This window comes from Shewanella spartinae (assembly GCF_019457555.1).
Taxonomy (GTDB): Bacteria; Pseudomonadota; Gammaproteobacteria; order Enterobacterales; family Shewanellaceae; genus Shewanella; species Shewanella loihica.
On sequence record NZ_CP080418.1, the window covers coordinates 1,391,621 to 1,408,904 of the forward strand.

Here is a 17,284-nt window from a genome sequence, read left to right on the forward strand (position 1 = left end):
TTTAGTTTTGCATTAACTTTTAAACTTAAATCTTAAACTTAAAGTCGAGGAAATTATGGCTAAAATTATCAATGTCATTGGTCGCGAGATCATGGATTCACGCGGTAACCCAACGGTTGAAGCGGAAGTGCATCTAGATGGCGGTTTCGTAGGCATGGCAGCTGCTCCATCTGGCGCATCTACCGGTAGCCGCGAAGCACTAGAGCTGCGTGATGGTGACAAGAGCCGTTACATGGGTAAAGGCGTTTTGACTGCTGTTGCTAACATCAATGGTCAGATCCGTGATGCCCTAATGGGTAAAGATGCGACGGCACAAGCCGAGCTGGATCAGATCATGATCGACCTAGATGGCACTGAAAACAAAGACAAGCTGGGCGCGAACGCTATCCTGGCCGTGTCTCTGGCTGCCGCTAAAGCCGCTGCTGCTTTCAAAGGCATGCCACTGTACGCGCACATCGCCGAGCTAAACGGCACTCCTGGCCAGTACTCTATGCCTGTGCCTATGATGAACATCCTTAACGGTGGTGAGCACGCCGACAACAACGTTGATATCCAAGAGTTCATGGTTCAGCCTGTTGGTGCTAAGAGCTTCCGTGAAGCGCTACGCATGGGCGCCGAGATCTTCCACAACCTGAAGAAGGTTCTGCAAGAGAAGGGTCTTAACACTGCAGTGGGTGATGAAGGTGGTTTCGCGCCAAACTTAGCCTCTAACGCCGATGCACTGGCGGTTATCAAGGTTGCGGTAGAAAAAGCCGGTTACAAGCTGGGTGAAGACGTGACACTGGCCCTTGACTGTGCAGCCTCTGAATTCTACAAGGACGGTCAATACGACCTGTCTGGCGAAGGCAAGGTATTTGACTCAAACGGTTTCTCTGACTTCCTGAAGTCTCTGACCGAAGAGTACCCAATCGTGTCTATCGAAGATGGTCTGGACGAGTCAGATTGGGATGGCTGGGCTTACCAGACTCAAATCCTGGGCGATAAGATCCAACTAGTGGGTGACGATCTGTTCGTAACCAACACTAAGATCCTCAGCCGTGGTATCGAGAACAAGATCGCTAACTCTATCCTGATCAAGTTCAACCAGATTGGTTCTCTGACCGAGACTCTAGCAGCAATCCGCATGGCGAAAGACGCTGGCTACACTGTCGTTATCTCTCACCGTAGCGGTGAGACCGAAGATGCGACCATCGCAGATCTGGCGGTAGCGACTGCGGCTGGTCAAATCAAGACGGGTTCTCTGTGTCGTAGTGACCGTGTTGCTAAGTACAACCAACTGCTACGTATCGAAGAGCAGTTAGGTGAAAAAGCACCTTACAAGGGTCGTAGCGAGATCAAAGGCCAAGCATAACCGAGTTTTTACGGTTAATTTGGTAAAAGGCCACCACTTGGTGGCCTTTTTTGTTGTAATATCAGTTCAGCCTTTTAACAGAGATAAAGCCCATTAAGGATGAAGCGACTTCTTATCGCCATGTTTGTGCTGCTTGGTCTGCTCCAGTATCGACTCTGGTGGGGACAAAATAGCCTTCCCGAATCTTTTCAGCTGCAGGAACAGATCAAGTTTCAGCGCGAGAGTAACGCCAAACTCATCGAACGAAATCAGGTACTCAAAGAAGAGATTCTCGACCTTAGACGCGGTACCGAGGCGCTGGAAGAACGCGCCCGTAACGAGCTGGGGATGGTGAAACAGGGAGAGACCTTTTTTCGTGTAGTGGGTGAGCCTCAGCGTAAAGCCGAGATTGGCGAGCAGTAGGCTCAGCCGGTTTCGCCTAAAAAGTGACACGAGTTAACATCTATGATTAGTCGCATACAAGAGCTGGTTGCTATTGTGCCCGCCGCCGGGATCGGCGCGCGAATGGGCGCCGAGATCCCCAAGCAATATCTGATGTTAAATCATCAAGCTATCCTGGCGCACACCCTAGATCGCCTACTGGAACATCCACGCATCGACAAGGTGATCCTTGCTCTAAGCCCAGAAGATACCCATTTCGCCAAGCTGACCCAGGCGAGCCATCCTAAATTGATGACAGTTATCGGCGGTAAAGAGCGCGCCGATTCTGTGCTAAGCGCCCTCAAGGTCGCATCTCAATCTGCCTGGGCGCTTGTGCATGACGCGGCCCGTCCCTGCTTAAGTGCGGCCGATATCGATAAGCTGATCGCCGCCTGTGAGACAGAAACAGGCCATCAGCAGGGCGCCATCCTCGCCATGCCGGTACGCGACACCATGAAGCGTTCGGGCAAAGGCGGCGCGATACAAGAGACGGTATGCCGGGAGAATCTCTGGCATGCGCTTACTCCCCAGCTGTTTCCCGTGATCAGTCTCAAGCAGAATCTAGCTGATGCCCTGGCGGCGCAGGTCGCCATTACCGATGAGGCCTCGGCGATGGAGTGGGCCGGTGGCCAGCCGCTGTTGGTGAGCGGACGATTCGACAACATCAAGGTGACCCATCCAGAGGATCTGCAACTGGCGGCGCTCTATCTGCAGGCGGCCGCCAGTGACTCCAATTCCAGTACAGGTGAATGACAGATGAATATACGTATCGGCCATGGTTTCGATGTGCATAAATTTGGCGGCGAGTTGCCGCTGATCTTAGGCGGCGTTGAAGTCCCCTATGACACTGGCCTGGTGGCCCATTCGGACGGTGATGTGGTGCTGCATGCCATCTCAGATGCGATTCTCGGCGCCATGGCGCTCGGGGATATAGGTAAACATTTCCCCGATACCGACCCAGACTTTAAGGGGGCCGACAGCCGCGTGCTGCTACGTCATTGCTACCAGCTGGCGCTGGATAAGGGCTATAGGCTGGGTAACCTGGATGTCACTATTATTGCCCAGGCGCCTAAGATGCTGCCGCACATTCAGGCGATACGTGAGTGTCTGAGTGCGGATCTTGAAAGCGACATAGTGGCGATCAACGTCAAGGCCACCACCACAGAGAAGCTTGGCTTTACCGGACGCAAAGAGGGGATAGCGGTGGAAGCCGTGGTGCTGATGTGCGCCGCCCCGAGATAAGAGAGAGTTATGACCCCACTACATTATTTGCATGGCCAGCCCGAGGCGAGCGCCGACTTAAGAACCTTCAACAGCGATTTTATCGTGCAGGAGATCTTGCCATTCCTTCCGACGGGCGAGGGCGAGCATCACATGCTGCACATCCGCAAGGAGGGGTTAAATACCGCCGATGTGGCGCGCATGCTCTCAAGCTTTGCCGGCGTGCATCCAAAAGAGGTGACCTTCGCCGGCCAAAAAGATAGACACGCCATCACAGAACAGTGGTTTGGGGTGCGTATTCCCGGCAAGAGCATGCCAGACTGGCAATCGCTCAATAGCGAGCAGCTCACGGTGCTATCAAGCGCCCGTCATGGTAAGAAGCTGCGCACCGGCGCCTTGGCGGGTAACCGCTTTAACCTGACTCTAAGGGCCGTGTCTGACATGGACGCACTGGTGCGGCGCATCGAGCTGATTAAAGCCACAGGCGTGCCTAACTATTTTGGCGAGCAGCGCTTCGGCCATGACGGAAAGAACCTGATTTTCGGTCGTCAGATGCTCTCGGGCAAAAAGAAGGTGAAAGACAGAAACAAGCGCAGCATCTATCTCTCGGCGGTGCGCTCGCATCTCTTCAACCAGGTGGTGAGTGAGCGACTTCGTCTACACCAGCTCAAGACACTCGATGGTGACTGTGTGATGCTGGCCGGTAGCAAGAGCTACTTCGTGGCTAATCCCTGGGATGAAGCGCTGCATGGTCGTCTGGCGGAAAACGATATTCAACTCTCGGCGACTATGTGGGGCCGAGGCCAGGCGCTGAGTGAGGCCGAGGCGTTAGCCTTCGAGCAGGGCGTTTGCGGTCAGTATCCTGAAGATCTTGCCGGCCTTGAGCAGGCGGGGCTCAATCAGGAGCGCCGCCCGCTGCTTCTCGCGCCGCAGCAGCTAAGCTATGAAATTCAAGATGACACCTTAGTGATTAAGTTCGCTCTGCCGGCTGGTAGTTTTGCCACCTCTGTACTGCGGGAACTGGTGAATTATCAAGATGTCAAAGAGCGGGAATATCAGGCCAGAAAGGCCGCAGCGAGCGAGCAAGACCATGATTAAGATATTGGTAAGCAATGACGATGGCATCACGGCGCCGGGGATCGCGGCGCTGTCCAATGCCCTGGCGAAGCACTATGAGGTGATGACGGTCGGTCCTGATCGCAACTGTTCGGGTGCCAGTAACTCGTTAACCTTGACTAACCCTTTGCGAATTAATAAGTTAGATAATGGTTATATTTCCGTCAGTGGCACGCCAACCGATTGCGTGCATCTGGCGATTCGCGAGTTTTATGCCCATGAACCGGATATCGTGGTTTCTGGCATCAACGCCGGTGCGAATATGGGGGATGATACCCTTTATTCTGGCACGGTTGCGGCGGCGATGGAGGGGCGTTTCCTGGGCTTGCCGGCGATTGCCATCTCTCTGGTGGGCCGAGAGCTAAAGCACTATGACACGGCGGCCTACTATGCCTGTAAGATAGTGGCGGGTCTGATAGATAGCCCTATCGCGTCGGATCAGATCTTAAATGTGAATGTGCCGGATCTGCCGCTCGATGAGATTAAGGGCATTAGAGTTACCCGTCTGGGCGCCAGACATAGAGCCGAAGGCATGGTGCGCATGCAAGACCCTGCCGGACGGGAGATATTCTGGCTCGGCCCGCCGGGTGAAGAGCAAGATGCCAGCGAAGGCACAGATTTTCATGCCGTGGCCAACGGCTACGTGTCGGTCACCCCCTTGACTGTGGACCTGACCGCGTTTGAACAAGTACCAAAGATAAAGCAATGGATAGAGCAATTATGAATGGGGTAGCCACTACGGCGGCATTGAATCTGGCGCGTCACCTTCAGGGGGCGGGGATAACTAATGCCGACGTCTTAGCTGTGGTGGCGAAAACGCCAAGAGAATTGTTTCTCGATGCGGCCCTAGGCCATAAGGCCTATGAAAATACTGCTCTGCCCATAGGACAGGGGCAAACCATCTCTCAGCCCTATATCGTGGCGCGTATGACTGAACTTTTGTTAGAGTCGCGTCCCAAAAGGGTGCTGGAGATAGGCACAGGCTCAGGCTATCAGGCGGCTATCCTGGCGCAACTGGTGGATGAACTCTGCACGGTTGAGCGCATCAAGAGTCTCCAGATCCAGGCGCGCCAGCGTCTCAAGCGGCTCGATCTGCATAATGTCTCCTTTAAGTATGGCGACGGCTGGCAGGGCTGGGCCAACAAGGGCCCCTTCGACGCCATCATGGTGACGGCGGCGGCCAGCAGTGTGCCGCAGGCATTGCTGCAGCAACTGGCGGACGGTGGCGTGTTGGTGATCCCTGTCGGCGAGGAGACACAGCAACTGATGCGTGTGGTTCGCATGGGCGATCAATTTCATTCCCAGACCATAGAGATGGTAAAGTTTGTGCCTTTGGTCAACGGTGAACTCGCCTAGTGGTGGCTGTCATCTGGTGCGCCGACGCTAAGGGAATAAGGGAGCCGCTATGCTAAGCGTCCCGAGTCGGTTGAGGTTTTGTCAAAAGCCATTAGGCATACTGTGCGCCATACTGCTCAGCTGTCTGCTGAGCGCCTGTAGTTTTCAGGCCCATTCTCCCGCTCCCGTGGTGAACGTCAACTCGCCGGTGAAGAAAGCCTATAAAAAGGGAGGCCTCACCTCCGACCACTATAAGGTCAAGCGCGGCGATACCCTCTATTCGATCGCCTGGGCAGCCAACAAAGATTTTGCCGAAATTGCCCGATATAACGGGCTTCGCAAGCCCTATACCATCTATCCAGGGCAGGTTTTAAAGCTTAAATCGACAAACGCTGTTACAAATAGCAAAACCCAGCGTAGCACTCAGGTATCGAGTAATAAAACGCAACAAAATACAGCTAAAAATCAACCTAAACAAACAGTTAAATCTAGCCAGCAAGCTGCTGCCAGTAAAACGGCACCGGTGAAAAAATCGCTTGATCGGGGCGATAAATCTGCGTACGCTGTAACAACTGGTCAACAAAATGTTAACGGCGTTATCCACAAGCCCAGTAGCACCCTACCCAAGAAGGTCCAGCGCTGGCATTGGCCCGTTAAAGGCAAGTTGATCGGCACATTCTCTACCAAGGAACAAGGTAATAAAGGGATTAAGATCGCAGGATCCCGAGGCGATCGCATTCAGGCCGCCGCCGATGGGCGAGTGGTGTATGCGGGAAATGCGCTAAGGGGATACGGCAATCTGGTGATCATTAAGCATAGCGATGACTATCTCAGTGCTTATGCTCATGCCGATAAGATCTTAGTAAAAGAGAAGCAGTTCGTTACCGCGGGACAAACGGTGGCGAAAATGGGACAAACGGGTACCAATAGGGTGATGTTGCATTTCGAGATACGGTATCACGGCAAATCCGTCGACCCACTTAAATTTTTGCCTAAATCATAATTTTATAGGCGCCATTTTGGCAATTGGAGGACAGTAAAGTGCAGTAAATTAGCATGTAAAATTTGGGAGAGTATATTATGGGTCGTAAACAATCTACCGCCGTGGCGGAGCCCTTAGTGGACTTGTCTAAGAATGAGTCTGATCTATCAGTGACCAACAGCAAGGAGGTTTTGAAAGACGCAGAACTAGAACAGCAAGTACAAGATGACTTACAAAAGAACTTAGATGCCACTCAGCTGTATTTAAGTGAAATTGGATTTTCCCCCCTATTGAGTGCGGAAGAGGAGGTTTATTTCTCACGTAAGGCCCTAAAAGGCTGTGAAAAATCTCGCAACCGTATGATTGAGAGTAATCTCAGACTCGTCGTAAAAATTGCACGTCGTTATAACAATCGTGGTTTAGCCTTACTGGATCTGATTGAAGAAGGTAACTTAGGTTTGATCCGTGCCGTAGAAAAGTTCGATCCCGAACGCGGCTTCCGTTTCTCAACCTATGCCACTTGGTGGATCCGCCAGACCATAGAACGTGCCATCATGAACCAAACCCGTACCATTCGCCTGCCTATTCATGTGGTGAAGGAGCTGAATGTTTACCTTCGCACCGCCAGGGAACTCGCGCACAAGCTAGATCATGAGCCAACCGCAGAAGAGATCGCCGAGCAGTTAGACCTGCCAAGTAGCGATGTCAGTAAGATGCTCAAGCTTAACGAGCGTATCACTTCGGTCGATACCCCACTGGGTGGCGACAACGACAAGGCGCTGCTAGATGTATTAGCCGATGACGATTGTGTAGGCCCGGATTACAAGGTGCAAGACGACGATATGTCTAAGTCTGTTGTGCGCTGGCTCGACGAGCTGAACAGCAAGCAGAGAGAAGTTCTTGCCCGTCGTTTCGGTCTGCTTGGCTATGAGCCATCGACCCTGGAAAATGTCGGTAAAGAGATAGGCTTGACCCGAGAGAGAGTACGCCAAATTCAGGTGGAAGCCCTGAAGCGGCTTAGAGATCTGCTTAGCGCTCAAGGACTATCGGTAGAAGCTATCTTCAGAGTATAAATGTGTATCGGGGTGTAGGCTAAAGGATTACCGCGGCTTTCTTGTTATCGCCTTTGTGAGCAGTCGGTGAGACTGAAAGGTTGATAAGCAATGCTAGCGTCTTATGGAGAAAACTCGCGGAAACTGCCTTAAGGTGTAAACCTGTGTCTTGAAGGGCCGACCCCAGAATTAAAAAAAGCGCATCCAAAAAGGTGCGCTTTTTTGCTGTCTAGATTTTGTAACTCGCTTTAGCTCTAGCTACTTTTAAGTGCTCAAATTGCTTGGCGTATAAGTACTCGAAAGCTTAGCGTAGCTGCTTGAGCTCATAGAGGAGATCCAGCGCCTGTCTCGGCGTCAGGCTGTCGGGAACTATGGTATCTAACCTGTCCAGCGCCTTTGAGGTCTCAGGCATGGTCAGGCTCAGCTGGGCCTGTCTCAGTTCGGGGAGCCCCTCCTCTCTATCCCGGCTCTCAAGATGATGCAGCTTGTGCTTGGCGGCCTGCACCACCTTGGCCGGAACACCAGCCAGCGCCGCGACCTGAAGGCCATAACTCTTACTCGCCGCACCTTCCTGCACCGCGTGCATGAAGGCGATGGTGTCGTCATGCTCTATGGCATCGAGGTGCACGTTGGCCACATTTTCCATCTGATCCGGCAGTTGGGTAAGCTCGAAATAATGGGTGGCAAACAGTGTCATAGACTTTAAGTTCTGCGCCAGATGCTCGGCGGCGGACCAGGCAAGCGACAAGCCATCATAGGTCGAGGTGCCGCGGCCAATCTCATCCATCAGCACCAGGCTCTCGGGCGTGGCGTTATGCAGTATGTTGGCGGTTTCCGTCATCTCCACCATGAAGGTCGAGCGGCCTGAGGCGAGATCGTCGGCGGCGCCGATACGGGTAAAGATGCGATCCACAGGGCCGATGGCGGCTTTCTGGGCCGGCACGAAGCTACCTATATGGGCCATAAGGGTGATCAGTGCCACCTGGCGCATATAGGTCGACTTACCACCCATGTTAGGACCGGTAACGATTAGCATGCGTCTTGCTGGGTTGAGGCTGACAGGGTTGGCGATAAACGGCGTCTGACTGACGCGCTCGACCACTGGGTGTCTTCCCGCCTCGATATGTATGCCGCTCTGGGCCGTGAGTTCCGGTCTGTGGTAGTCAAGCTGCTCGGCGCGCTCGGCGAAGTTGGTGATCACATCAAGCTCGGCGGCCGCGCGGGCAAAAGCCTGTAGCTCGTGCAGGCGCGGCATCAAAAGATCGAACAGCTCTTCCCACAGCTGTTTCTCAAGTGCCAGCGCCTTGCCTTGACTTGAGAGTACCTTCTCCTCATGCTCCTTAAGCTCGGCGACGATATAACGCTCGGTATTTTTAAGGGTTTGTCTGCGCTGGTAGCTCATAGGCACCAGATCCGACTCGCGGCGACTCACCTCTATGTAGTAGCCGTGCACCCGGTTATAGCCCACCTTGAGAGTCGAGGCGCCGGTGGCAGCCTTCTCCCGGGCTTCCAGCTCGGCGAGATAGTCGGTCGCGCCCTGACTGAGTCTTCGCCATTCATCCAGCTCGCTGTGATAGCCCTCTTTGATCACGCCGCCGTCGCGGATCAGCATAGGCGGATTGTCGACGATGGCGCGGCTTAGCAGGGCATGCTCCTCGGGGAAGTCGCCCAGGTGACTCGAGAGCGCCTTAAGGTGAGGGCTGTTGCAGTCTGCCAGCTGCTGCTGTATTTCGGGCAGCAGGGTTAGTGCCTGACGCAGACGGGCAAAGTCACGCGGGCGGGCACTACGAATGGCCAGACGCGCCGTGATACGCTCTATGTCGCCCAGGGCTTTTAGCTGCTCGTGCAGGTTCTCGTGATAACCGTTGTCCAGCAACTCGTCTATGGCATCATGACGGGCGCGGATGATGTTATGGTTGCGCAGCGGCTCATGGATCCAGCGCTGTAACATGCGGCTGCCCATGGGGGTCGCCGTGTTATCCAGTACCGAGGCTAGGGTGTTGTCGCTACCGCCTTGCAGGTTACGGGTCAACTCCAGATTCTTACGGGTGGCCGCGTCCAGTACTATGCTGTCGCACTGATTGAAGCGGGTGATGGCGTTGATATGGGGCAGGGAGGTGCGCTGGGTATCTTTCACATACTGGATAAGACAGCCGGCCGCCTGTAGCGATAGCCTGACTTCTCCCAGGCCAAAGCCATAGAGATCTTTGGTACCGAACTGTTCCAGCAGCAGCTTGTAGCTGGTGTCGTAGTCGAACTCCCATTCGGGGCGGCGACGCTTACCCGACAGTGAGGCGATCAAAGCCGGCTCGCTGAAATCTTCGCTGTAGAGTAGCTCCGCTGGATTGGTGCGTTGCAGCTCGGCTTCCAGCGCCTCTTTGCTGGCAAGTTCGGTGACCACGAAGCGTCCGGATGAGACATCCAGGGTCGCGTAACCAAAACCCACCTTGCCGTGATAGACGGCGGCCAGCAGGTTGTCTTGCCGCTCCTGCAGCAGGGCCTCATCTGTAAGCGTACCCGGAGTGACGATGCGGACAATCTTACGTTCTACCGGCCCCTTGGTCGTGGCGGGATCGCCTATCTGCTCGCAGATCGCCACAGATACCCTGAGCTGCACAAGCTTAGCAAGATAGCCTTCTACCGCATGGTAGGGGATGCCTGCCATGGGGATAGGATCGCCGCCACTCTTGCCACGCGCGGTCAGGGAGATCCCCAGCAGCTCAGAGGCCCGCTTAGCATCGTCGTAGAAGAGCTCGTAAAAATCTCCCATACGATAAAAAAGCAACATATCGGGTGTTTCGGCTTTCAGCGTCAGATATTGACGCATCATGGGGGTGTGCTTTTCAAGATGTTGAGTATCGACGGCGTTCATGAATTAACCAAGGTATCCTGCTACAAAAATGTCTGTCATAGCCCTGCGGCCAGCACAGAATGAATGGCCACAATACTAACAATAAATTGATGGCGGTTGCGCATTTATCCTGTCTGTTTGGATAAATTTAGTGCTAATGCGACTGGGGCTGGTAAGCCGACTTTGTCTGAGCTTAGGTAAAAATAATCGCATACAGCACTTGATACTGTATGATTGTACAGTATACTAGGTTGCATATTGAGACAGCCTAAAGCGATGCAGAAACCGTCTGCGGGCTTTAACTTAACGGATACCCCACAGCGCAGCGTCTGTGATTGAGAGGAAAGCAGAATGAAGATTGATGCGAATAAAGAGAAAGCCCTGAGCGCGGTCCTTGGCCAGATTGAGAAGCAGTTTGGTAAAGGCTCTATCATGAAGCTAGGTGAAAACCGCTCTATGGATGTTGAGACTATCTCAACGGGTTCTCTGTCGCTTGACGTTGCATTGGGTGCAGGCGGTCTGCCACTGGGTCGTATCGTTGAGATCTATGGTCCTGAATCTTCGGGTAAGACCACCCTGACACTGGAAGTGATCGCCGCTGCCCAGCGAGAAGGTAAGGTTTGTGCCTTCATCGATGCCGAGCACGCACTGGATCCTATCTACGCACAAAAACTCGGTGTGGATATCGATAACCTGCTGTGTTCTCAGCCTGATACCGGTGAGCAGGCGCTTGAGATCTGTGATGCTCTGACTCGTTCAGGAGCCGTCGATGTGATCATCGTCGACTCGGTTGCGGCCCTGACGCCTAAGGCGGAAATTGAGGGTGAGATCGGTGATTCTCACATGGGGCTTGCGGCGCGTATGATGAGTCAGGCGATGCGTAAGCTAGCGGGTAACCTCAAGCAATCTAACACCTTGCTGATCTTCATCAACCAGATCCGTATGAAGATAGGCGTGATGTTCGGTAACCCTGAGACCACTACCGGTGGTAACGCGCTTAAGTTTTACGCCTCTGTTCGTCTGGATATTCGCCGCACCGGCGCCATCAAGGACCGTGAAGAGGTCATTGGTAACGAGACTCGCGTTAAGGTGGTGAAGAACAAGATTGCCGCGCCATTCAAACAGGCAGAGTTCCAGATCCTTTATGGTGAAGGCATTAACCGTACCGGTGAGTTGGTAGACCTTGGCGTGATGCACAAGCTGATTGAAAAGTCAGGCGCTTGGTACAGCTACAAGGGTGACAAGATTGGCCAGGGCCGTGCCAATGCCGGTAAATACCTGGTAGAGAACCCAGAGATTGGCGCCGAAATCGACCAGGCACTACGTGCCATGTTGCTGGGTGGTGGTCAAGCGGTGGCTCAGTCGGCCACAGGCGATGAGAACGTTGACCTGGAAACCGGTGAAGTATTTTAAGCTCGCCGAGTCAACTAAGCCTTTCCTTAAGACCTTGGCTTTGTAATGACAATGATTTTGTTATGACTATGGTTTCTCAATGACTATGTCGGCGATGCAAGTAGCGGTGGGCCTCCTGGCCCGCCGCGATTATTCCCGCTATCAGATAAAGAGTAAGCTGAACCAGAAAGGCTTTCTGGATGGCGAGATAGAGGCTGTTCTTGGTCAATGTGAAAGCCAGGGATATCTCGATGATGCCAGGTTTGCCGGGCTCTTGTTACGCTCGCATATCGCTAAAGGCCATGGTCAGAACAAGATACGCCAATCTATGTCCCAGAAGGGACTGACTAAAGAGATTATCGAGTCTAGCCTCAATCAGAGCGACTGCGACTGGTTCGAACTGGCGAGACAGAAGGCTGCTAAGAAATATGCCACTAGCGGCCCCATTCAAGATCAGAAAGAGCGCGCCAAACGAGTGCGTTATCTTCTCTCCCAAGGCTTTGGCTTCGATCAGGTTGCCTATGCTTTAGAGGTCGACCCAGACTTCGACTAATATCCTCATCCTTACCAGGATCAATACTGAGCTCTAGTCCACTATCCTGATTTCCCTTTATCTCCTTTCGCGCGCTACCGCTAAAAGACCCAATGGAAACTTAGCCTTTTTACGCTTTCTTTGGGGATCCTCGGCTAAACCTCTGGTTGTTCATCTATAGACTGCTTATAATGCTGGGCTAACTGAGCATCGTCGGTGAGCCTTTTGCTTTCATCGCTAAAATAATCAAATTCAGGATGATTTCATGTATCAAACCACTGCAGCGCTGAGAAGTGCTTTCTTGGAGTTTTTCCGCAGAAACGGTCACCAGGTTGTGGACAGCAGTTCACTGGTACCTGGCAATGATCCCACCTTGCTATTTACCAACGCAGGGATGAACCAATTTAAAGATGTTTTCCTTGGGGAAGACAAGCGCGACTACAGCCGCGCCACTACGGCACAACGCTGCGTGCGCGCCGGTGGTAAGCACAACGACCTGGATAATGTCGGTTACACCGCACGTCATCACACCTTCTTCGAAATGCTGGGTAACTTCAGCTTCGGTGATTATTTCAAGCAAGATGCGATTCGCTTCGCCTGGACCTTCCTGACCGAAGAACTCAAGCTGCCAAAAGAGCGCCTGTGTGTCACCGTCTATGAGACAGACGATGAAGCCTTCGAGATCTGGAACAAAGAGATTGGCGTCGCGGCCGAGAACATCATCCGCATCGGCGATAATAAGGGCGCAGCATACGCCTCTGATAACTTCTGGCAGATGGGCGATACAGGTCCTTGCGGTCCTTGTACCGAGATCTTCTACGATCACGGCGAGCACATCTGGGGCGGCCGTCCCGGCACACCGGAAGAAGATGGTGACCGTTTTATCGAGATCTGGAACATAGTATTCATGCAGTACAACCGTCAGGCCGACGGCACCATGGATCCGCTGCCTAAGCCTTCTGTCGATACCGGCATGGGCATCGAGCGTATCGCCGCCATCATGCAGGGCGTGCATTCAAACTATGAGATCGATATCTTCCAGTCATTGATCAAGAAGACCGCCGAGATCTTGGGCGTGACCGATCTGGAGAACAAGTCGCTGCGCGTAGTCGCCGACCATATCCGTTCTTGCGCCTTCTTGGTGGCCGATGGCGTGATGCCATCAAACGAGGGCCGTGGTTACGTATTGCGCCGCATTATCCGCCGCGCCGTGCGTCATGGTAACAAGCTAGGTGCTACCGAGGCCTTTTTCTACAAGCTGGTCCCTACACTGATCGAAGTGATGGGCGATGCCGCTAAAGAGCTGGTGGCGACCCAGGCGATCGTCGAAAAGGCGCTTAAGGCGGAAGAGGAGCAGTTTGCCCGTACGCTCGAACGTGGTCTTGGTATTCTCGATAATGCCCTGAGCCAGCTAGCGGGTAAGGAGCTTGACGGTGAGACCGCCTTTAAGCTGTATGACACCTATGGTTTCCCAGTGGATCTCACCGCAGACGTGTGCCGCGAGCGCGATATCACGGTCGATGAAGCCGGCTTCGAAGCGGCCATGGCCGAGCAGCGTAGTCGCGCCCAGGCGGCGGGTCAGTTCGATACCGATTACAACGACAGCCTGAAGATCGATGCTGAAACCGAGTTTTGCGGTTATAGCGACCTTAATGGCGAAGCCAAGGTCATCGGCCTCTATGTCGATGGTCAGGCGGTCGACGCGCTAGCCGAAGGCGACCAAGGTGTGGTGGTGCTCGATAGCACGCCATTCTATGGCGAATCTGGTGGCCAGTGTGGTGACAAGGGCCAGCTGAGCGCAGAAGGTGTCGAGTTCGAGGTGAAGGACACGCAAAAATATGGTCAGGCAATGGGCCATATCGGTCTGGTTAAGGCCGGCAGTATCGCTATGGGTCAAACCCTTAACGCGGCAGTGGACAAGAAGCTCAGACATCGCACCGAGCTGAACCACTCTGTGACTCACTTGCTGCACGCCGCACTGCGTCAGGTGCTGGGTACTCACGTGAGCCAGAAGGGCTCTCTGGTTGAGCCTGAGCGTCTGCGTTTCGACTTCTCTCACTTCGAAGCGGTTAAGCGTGAAGAGCTTAAGCAGGTCGAAAATCTGGTTAACACTCAGATCCGTCGCAACCACGAGCTGAAGGCCGAGGTGATGGATATCGACCAAGCGAAAGAGAAAGGCGCCATGGCCTTGTTTGGTGAGAAATATGACTCACAGGTTCGCGTGGTGACCATGGGTGATTTCTCTATCGAATTGTGTGGTGGTACTCACGTGGGCCGCACTGGCGATATTGGTCTGTTTAAGATCACCTCAGAAGGTGGTATCGCAGCCGGTATCCGTCGTATAGAGGCGGTTACAGGGGCGGCAGCAATCGCCTATGTGGGTGAGCAGCAGGCGCAGCTTGAACAAGCCGCCGTGCTACTTAAGGGCGACAGCGCCTCGGTAGTGGCTAAGCTTAAGGCTCAGCTGGATAAGACTAAGCAGCTTGAGAAAGAGCTGTCTCAGCTTAAAGACAAGCTCGCGGCCGCGACCAGCGCCGATCTTGCCGGGGAGGCTCAGGAGCTTGCCGGGGTTAAGGTACTGGTTAAGTTGCTCGAAGGCGTCGAAGCAGGTGCACTGCGTGGCCTGCAGGATGAGCTTAAGCAGAAGCTGCAATCTGGCATAGTTGTGCTTGGCATCGCTGGCGACGCTAAAGTGAACCTGATTGCCGGCGTCACCAAAGACTTGACTGGTAAGGTCAAGGCCGGTGAGCTGGTGGCTATGGTGGCCGCTCAGGTGGGCGGTAAGGGCGGTGGACGCCCAGACATGGCCCAGGCCGGTGGCAGCGAGCCCGAGAAGTTAGCGGGCGCCCTGGATTCTGTTATCCCTTGGTTGTCAGAACGTTTGGCCTAAGTTGCCTCAATAGAAAAAAGCGCTCCATGAGCGCTTTTTTTGTGCCATATTGATTGAAGCTTAAGCTGAGGTACAGTTTAAAGTGTTAAATTTAATGCTGGTTTAACTGACTGCCATTACTATCTTGGTTATCTGTCATGCCTGATCCCGATAAATCAGCGATGTGCGGCACATTTAAACGAATTAACATGCAATAAAAGGGTGTTTTTTATCAGAACACTATTAATTTGTACTAAGCTGACCGTATAATAAGGTCATAACGGAATAATGCCGTATAAGCAGAATTAGGAACTAAAGGAGCAAAAAATGCTGATATTGACTCGTCGTGTTGGTGAAACACTGATGATTGGTGATGAAGTTACTGTCACCGTTTTAGGCGTAAAGGGTAATCAAGTTCGTATTGGTGTTAATGCACCAAAAGAAGTTTCAGTTCATCGTGAAGAGATTTATCAGCGTATTCAGTCTGAAAAGTCAGGTAGCTCTTCTGAAGGCGGCAATTTTTAAGCGATAGATTTAACCGGCGTTACACTATAAGAGTCAGCGAGTTTGCTGGCTTTTTTGTTTTTGGCTGACAGCTTTTTAACCATAACGGCGACATAGCATACAGGCGCTTAGGGGAAATAGGGATAACTGCTTAAAAACAGCTCAAACAGAATTTGTTTAGGAGAAATGGTTTGACTTATTTTCTTCAAACAGTAATATGTGCGCCAAGAAAACGGAGAGGTGGCCGAGTGGCCGAAGGCGCTCCCCTGCTAAGGGAGTATGGGCTTTATCTCCCATCGAGGGTTCGAATCCCTCCTTCTCCGCCATTTCTTAACTGACAAAACAGGGCGCGTGTAGCTCAGCTGGATAGAGTACCTGGCTACGAACCAGGCGGTCAGAGGTTCGAATCCTCTCACGCGTACCATTTGTTTTTCAGTAAAAGTAGGTTATAGATATAAGATGCGCGTGTAGCTCAGCTGGATAGAGTACCTGGCTACGAACCAGGCGGTCAGAGGTTCGAATCCTCTCACGCGTACCATCTCCTAACTTACCAAAATTTCTGTGCGCGTGTAGCTCAGCTGGATAGAGTACCTGGCTACGAACCAGGCGGTCAGAGGTTCGAATCCTCTCACGCGTACCACATTTATAAATCGACGGTTTTTGGCCGTCGTTTTGTTTGAAAGCCTAGAATTTTGCGCGTGTAGCTCAGCTGGATAGAGTACCTGGCTACGAACCAGGCGGTCAGAGGTTCGAATCCTCTCACGCGTACCATTTTAGACGGAGAGGTGGCCGAGTGGCCGAAGGCGCTCCCCTGCTAAGGGAGTATGGGCTTTATCTCCCATCGAGGGTTCGAATCCCTCCTTCTCCGCCATTATTAAAACCCGCAACTTAGGTTGCGGGTTTTTTTATGCCTGTTTCCCCATGTCGTTTGAAGTTCAACGCTCAAAAACTCAAAGTCTATCGTCATCTGGCTCATATCTAAGCCAATCCCGCTCATCTCTCAATATCGCCGCACTTATAGCCGAGGCAGATTGCATAATCTTGCATCTCACTCTCGATCTCGTTCGTTTTCGTGAATTCAATTTTCAAGCAGGTTAGGGCTTTTTAATCTAATCCTAGATTTGATGGCTAATTTTTTATGTGATCGTCAAAAATAGTCGCCATTTATTGTGAAATAACCGAAAGCCCCTTATCAATTAGTCGTAATTTGGTAAGACCAATTTACAAGGCGCTCGCCTTTTTGTTATAGATTGGTTAAGGTTTCCTGGCTAAAGGCGATCTTTTTGCGCCTCAATCGACGACACCTGTCATGTCACCTGTCGATTTTAATGCGTATTACCTGAATAAATAGCATGTCCTGCGGCTAGGCCGTAAGTCTGATGTGCTCGATTAACCTGAGAGGATAGTATGGATTCAATGGCTCAACAGATAATGGAAGCACTGATGATCATGGTGCTGGGTATGGGGTTGGTGTTTATCTTCCTAACTATACTCATTGGGGTCGTTAATCTGGTGGCCTGGAAATGTGCGCCTAAACCTAATCTTGCACCACTAGCCGAAGCGAGCGAAGCGCAAGTTTCACGCTTTCCAGGCGTCGACCCTAAGATGGTCGCCGTGATCACCGCCGCCGTCCATCAATATCGCGCCAAAGCATAAATA

General features: G+C 52.6%; 15 protein-coding genes and 6 tRNA genes. 20 read left to right on the top strand and 1 reads right to left on the bottom strand.

Annotated features, from left to right (window positions below; all coding sequences use genetic code 11):
• Positions 1 to 55: 55 nt before the first annotated feature.
• From eno to rpoS, 9 genes are all read left to right on the top strand, one after another.
• A complete protein-coding gene (gene eno / locus K0I31_RS06100; RefSeq protein ID WP_011865007.1) occupies positions 56 to 1,351 on the top strand; it encodes a phosphopyruvate hydratase in 1,296 nt (431 codons plus the stop codon).
• A gap of 99 nt (positions 1,352 to 1,450) precedes the next feature.
• On the top strand, positions 1,451 to 1,753 hold the full coding sequence (gene ftsB, locus K0I31_RS06105) for a cell division protein FtsB (protein WP_220080247.1): 303 nt from the start codon (positions 1,451 to 1,453) through the stop codon (positions 1,751 to 1,753).
• 42 nt (positions 1,754 to 1,795) lie between these two features.
• Positions 1,796 to 2,524 carry a 2-C-methyl-D-erythritol 4-phosphate cytidylyltransferase gene (ispD, locus tag K0I31_RS06110; RefSeq protein WP_220080248.1) on the top strand — a complete coding sequence of 243 codons (729 nt, stop codon included), beginning with the start codon at positions 1,796 to 1,798 and terminating at the stop codon, positions 2,522 to 2,524.
• A gap of 3 nt (positions 2,525 to 2,527) precedes the next feature.
• On the top strand, positions 2,528 to 3,013 hold the full coding sequence (ispF, locus tag K0I31_RS06115; RefSeq protein WP_220080249.1) for a 2-C-methyl-D-erythritol 2,4-cyclodiphosphate synthase: 486 nt from the start codon (positions 2,528 to 2,530) through the stop codon (positions 3,011 to 3,013).
• Positions 3,014 to 3,022: 9 nt separating this feature from the next.
• Positions 3,023 to 4,090, top strand: a complete 1,068-nt coding sequence (gene truD / locus K0I31_RS06120) for a tRNA pseudouridine(13) synthase TruD (RefSeq protein WP_220080250.1) — start codon at positions 3,023 to 3,025, stop codon at positions 4,088 to 4,090.
• Positions 4,083 to 4,832, top strand: coding sequence for a 5'/3'-nucleotidase SurE (surE, locus tag K0I31_RS06125; protein ID WP_220044652.1), 750 nt, complete (start codon positions 4,083 to 4,085; stop codon positions 4,830 to 4,832). Before truD ends, surE begins: the two co-directional genes overlap by 8 nt.
• The gene (locus K0I31_RS06130) at positions 4,829 to 5,464 is read left to right on the top strand and encodes a protein-L-isoaspartate(D-aspartate) O-methyltransferase (protein WP_220073922.1); all 636 of its coding nucleotides are present in this window, start codon (positions 4,829 to 4,831) and stop codon (positions 5,462 to 5,464) included. Before surE ends, K0I31_RS06130 begins: the two co-directional genes overlap by 4 nt.
• Before the next feature lie 49 nt (positions 5,465 to 5,513).
• On the top strand, positions 5,514 to 6,446 hold the full coding sequence (locus K0I31_RS06135; RefSeq protein ID WP_258406580.1) for a peptidoglycan DD-metalloendopeptidase family protein: 933 nt from the start codon (positions 5,514 to 5,516) through the stop codon (positions 6,444 to 6,446).
• A 77-nt stretch (positions 6,447 to 6,523) separates the two neighbouring features.
• Positions 6,524 to 7,498 (top strand): RNA polymerase sigma factor RpoS, encoded by a 975-nt coding sequence (gene rpoS, locus K0I31_RS06140; RefSeq protein WP_011865015.1) that lies wholly within the window; start codon positions 6,524 to 6,526, stop codon positions 7,496 to 7,498.
• A gap of 283 nt (positions 7,499 to 7,781) precedes the next feature.
• Here rpoS and mutS read toward each other — a convergent pair whose 3' ends face one another.
• Positions 7,782 to 10,349: a DNA mismatch repair protein MutS gene (gene mutS / locus K0I31_RS06145; protein WP_220080251.1), complete on the bottom strand. Its 2,568-nt coding sequence runs from the start codon at positions 10,347 to 10,349 to the stop codon at positions 7,782 to 7,784.
• 330 nt (positions 10,350 to 10,679) lie between these two features.
• On the opposite strand from mutS, the gene recA reads away from it, so the two are divergent.
• The 11 genes from recA (at position 10,680) to K0I31_RS06200 (ending at position 17,281) form a co-directional block, all read left to right on the top strand.
• Positions 10,680 to 11,741: a recombinase RecA gene (recA, locus tag K0I31_RS06150; protein WP_011865017.1), complete on the top strand. Its 1,062-nt coding sequence runs from the start codon at positions 10,680 to 10,682 to the stop codon at positions 11,739 to 11,741.
• Positions 11,742 to 11,820: 79 nt separating this feature from the next.
• Positions 11,821 to 12,273, top strand: a complete 453-nt coding sequence (recX, locus tag K0I31_RS06155; RefSeq protein ID WP_220080252.1) for a recombination regulator RecX — start codon at positions 11,821 to 11,823, stop codon at positions 12,271 to 12,273.
• A gap of 244 nt (positions 12,274 to 12,517) precedes the next feature.
• Positions 12,518 to 15,142: an alanine--tRNA ligase gene (gene alaS / locus K0I31_RS06160; protein WP_220080253.1), complete on the top strand. Its 2,625-nt coding sequence runs from the start codon at positions 12,518 to 12,520 to the stop codon at positions 15,140 to 15,142.
• Between the two features lie 306 nt (positions 15,143 to 15,448).
• Complete coding sequence (gene csrA, locus K0I31_RS06165) at positions 15,449 to 15,646, top strand: carbon storage regulator CsrA (RefSeq protein WP_011865020.1); 198 nt, start codon at positions 15,449 to 15,451, stop codon at positions 15,644 to 15,646.
• Between the two features lie 213 nt (positions 15,647 to 15,859).
• Positions 15,860 to 15,951 (top strand) — tRNA-Ser (locus K0I31_RS06170).
• 21 nt (positions 15,952 to 15,972) lie between these two features.
• Positions 15,973 to 16,049: transfer RNA gene (locus K0I31_RS06175), tRNA-Arg, on the top strand.
• A gap of 37 nt (positions 16,050 to 16,086) precedes the next feature.
• A tRNA-Arg gene (locus K0I31_RS06180) sits at positions 16,087 to 16,163 on the top strand.
• Positions 16,164 to 16,188: 25 nt separating this feature from the next.
• A tRNA-Arg gene (locus K0I31_RS06185) sits at positions 16,189 to 16,265 on the top strand.
• Positions 16,266 to 16,319: 54 nt separating this feature from the next.
• Positions 16,320 to 16,396 (top strand) — tRNA-Arg (locus K0I31_RS06190).
• An 8-nt stretch (positions 16,397 to 16,404) separates the two neighbouring features.
• Positions 16,405 to 16,496, top strand: a tRNA-Ser gene (locus K0I31_RS06195).
• Between the two features lie 545 nt (positions 16,497 to 17,041).
• Complete coding sequence (locus K0I31_RS06200; RefSeq protein ID WP_258406185.1) at positions 17,042 to 17,281, top strand: OadG family protein; 240 nt, start codon at positions 17,042 to 17,044, stop codon at positions 17,279 to 17,281.
• The last annotated feature ends 3 nt before the right edge of the window (positions 17,282 to 17,284 follow it).

What these genes read in the sequence shown, in the direction of transcription:
- eno (WP_011865007.1), top strand. Translation starts at nt 56, where the DNA reads ATGGCTAAAATTATCAATGTCATTGGTCGCGAGATCATGGATTCACGC.
- K0I31_RS06130 (WP_220073922.1), top strand. Translation starts at nt 4,829, where the DNA reads ATGAATGGGGTAGCCACTACGGCGGCATTGAATCTGGCGCGTCACCTT.
- K0I31_RS06200 (WP_258406185.1), top strand. Translation starts at nt 17,042, where the DNA reads ATGGCTCAACAGATAATGGAAGCACTGATGATCATGGTGCTGGGTATG.
- ftsB (WP_220080247.1), top strand. Translation starts at nt 1,451, where the DNA reads ATGAAGCGACTTCTTATCGCCATGTTTGTGCTGCTTGGTCTGCTCCAG.
- alaS (WP_220080253.1), top strand. Translation starts at nt 12,518, where the DNA reads ATGTATCAAACCACTGCAGCGCTGAGAAGTGCTTTCTTGGAGTTTTTC.
- truD (WP_220080250.1), top strand. Translation starts at nt 3,023, where the DNA reads ATGACCCCACTACATTATTTGCATGGCCAGCCCGAGGCGAGCGCCGAC.
- mutS (WP_220080251.1), bottom strand. Translation starts at nt 10,349, where the DNA reads ATGAACGCCGTCGATACTCAACATCTTGAAAAGCACACCCCCATGATG.
- rpoS (WP_011865015.1), top strand. Translation starts at nt 6,524, where the DNA reads ATGGGTCGTAAACAATCTACCGCCGTGGCGGAGCCCTTAGTGGACTTG.
- surE (WP_220044652.1), top strand. Translation starts at nt 4,083, where the DNA reads ATGATTAAGATATTGGTAAGCAATGACGATGGCATCACGGCGCCGGGG.
- recX (WP_220080252.1), top strand. Translation starts at nt 11,821, where the DNA reads ATGACTATGTCGGCGATGCAAGTAGCGGTGGGCCTCCTGGCCCGCCGC.
- ispF (WP_220080249.1), top strand. Translation starts at nt 2,528, where the DNA reads ATGAATATACGTATCGGCCATGGTTTCGATGTGCATAAATTTGGCGGC.
- recA (WP_011865017.1), top strand. Translation starts at nt 10,680, where the DNA reads ATGAAGATTGATGCGAATAAAGAGAAAGCCCTGAGCGCGGTCCTTGGC.
- csrA (WP_011865020.1), top strand. Translation starts at nt 15,449, where the DNA reads ATGCTGATATTGACTCGTCGTGTTGGTGAAACACTGATGATTGGTGAT.
- K0I31_RS06135 (WP_258406580.1), top strand. Translation starts at nt 5,514, where the DNA reads ATGCTAAGCGTCCCGAGTCGGTTGAGGTTTTGTCAAAAGCCATTAGGC.
- ispD (WP_220080248.1), top strand. Translation starts at nt 1,796, where the DNA reads ATGATTAGTCGCATACAAGAGCTGGTTGCTATTGTGCCCGCCGCCGGG.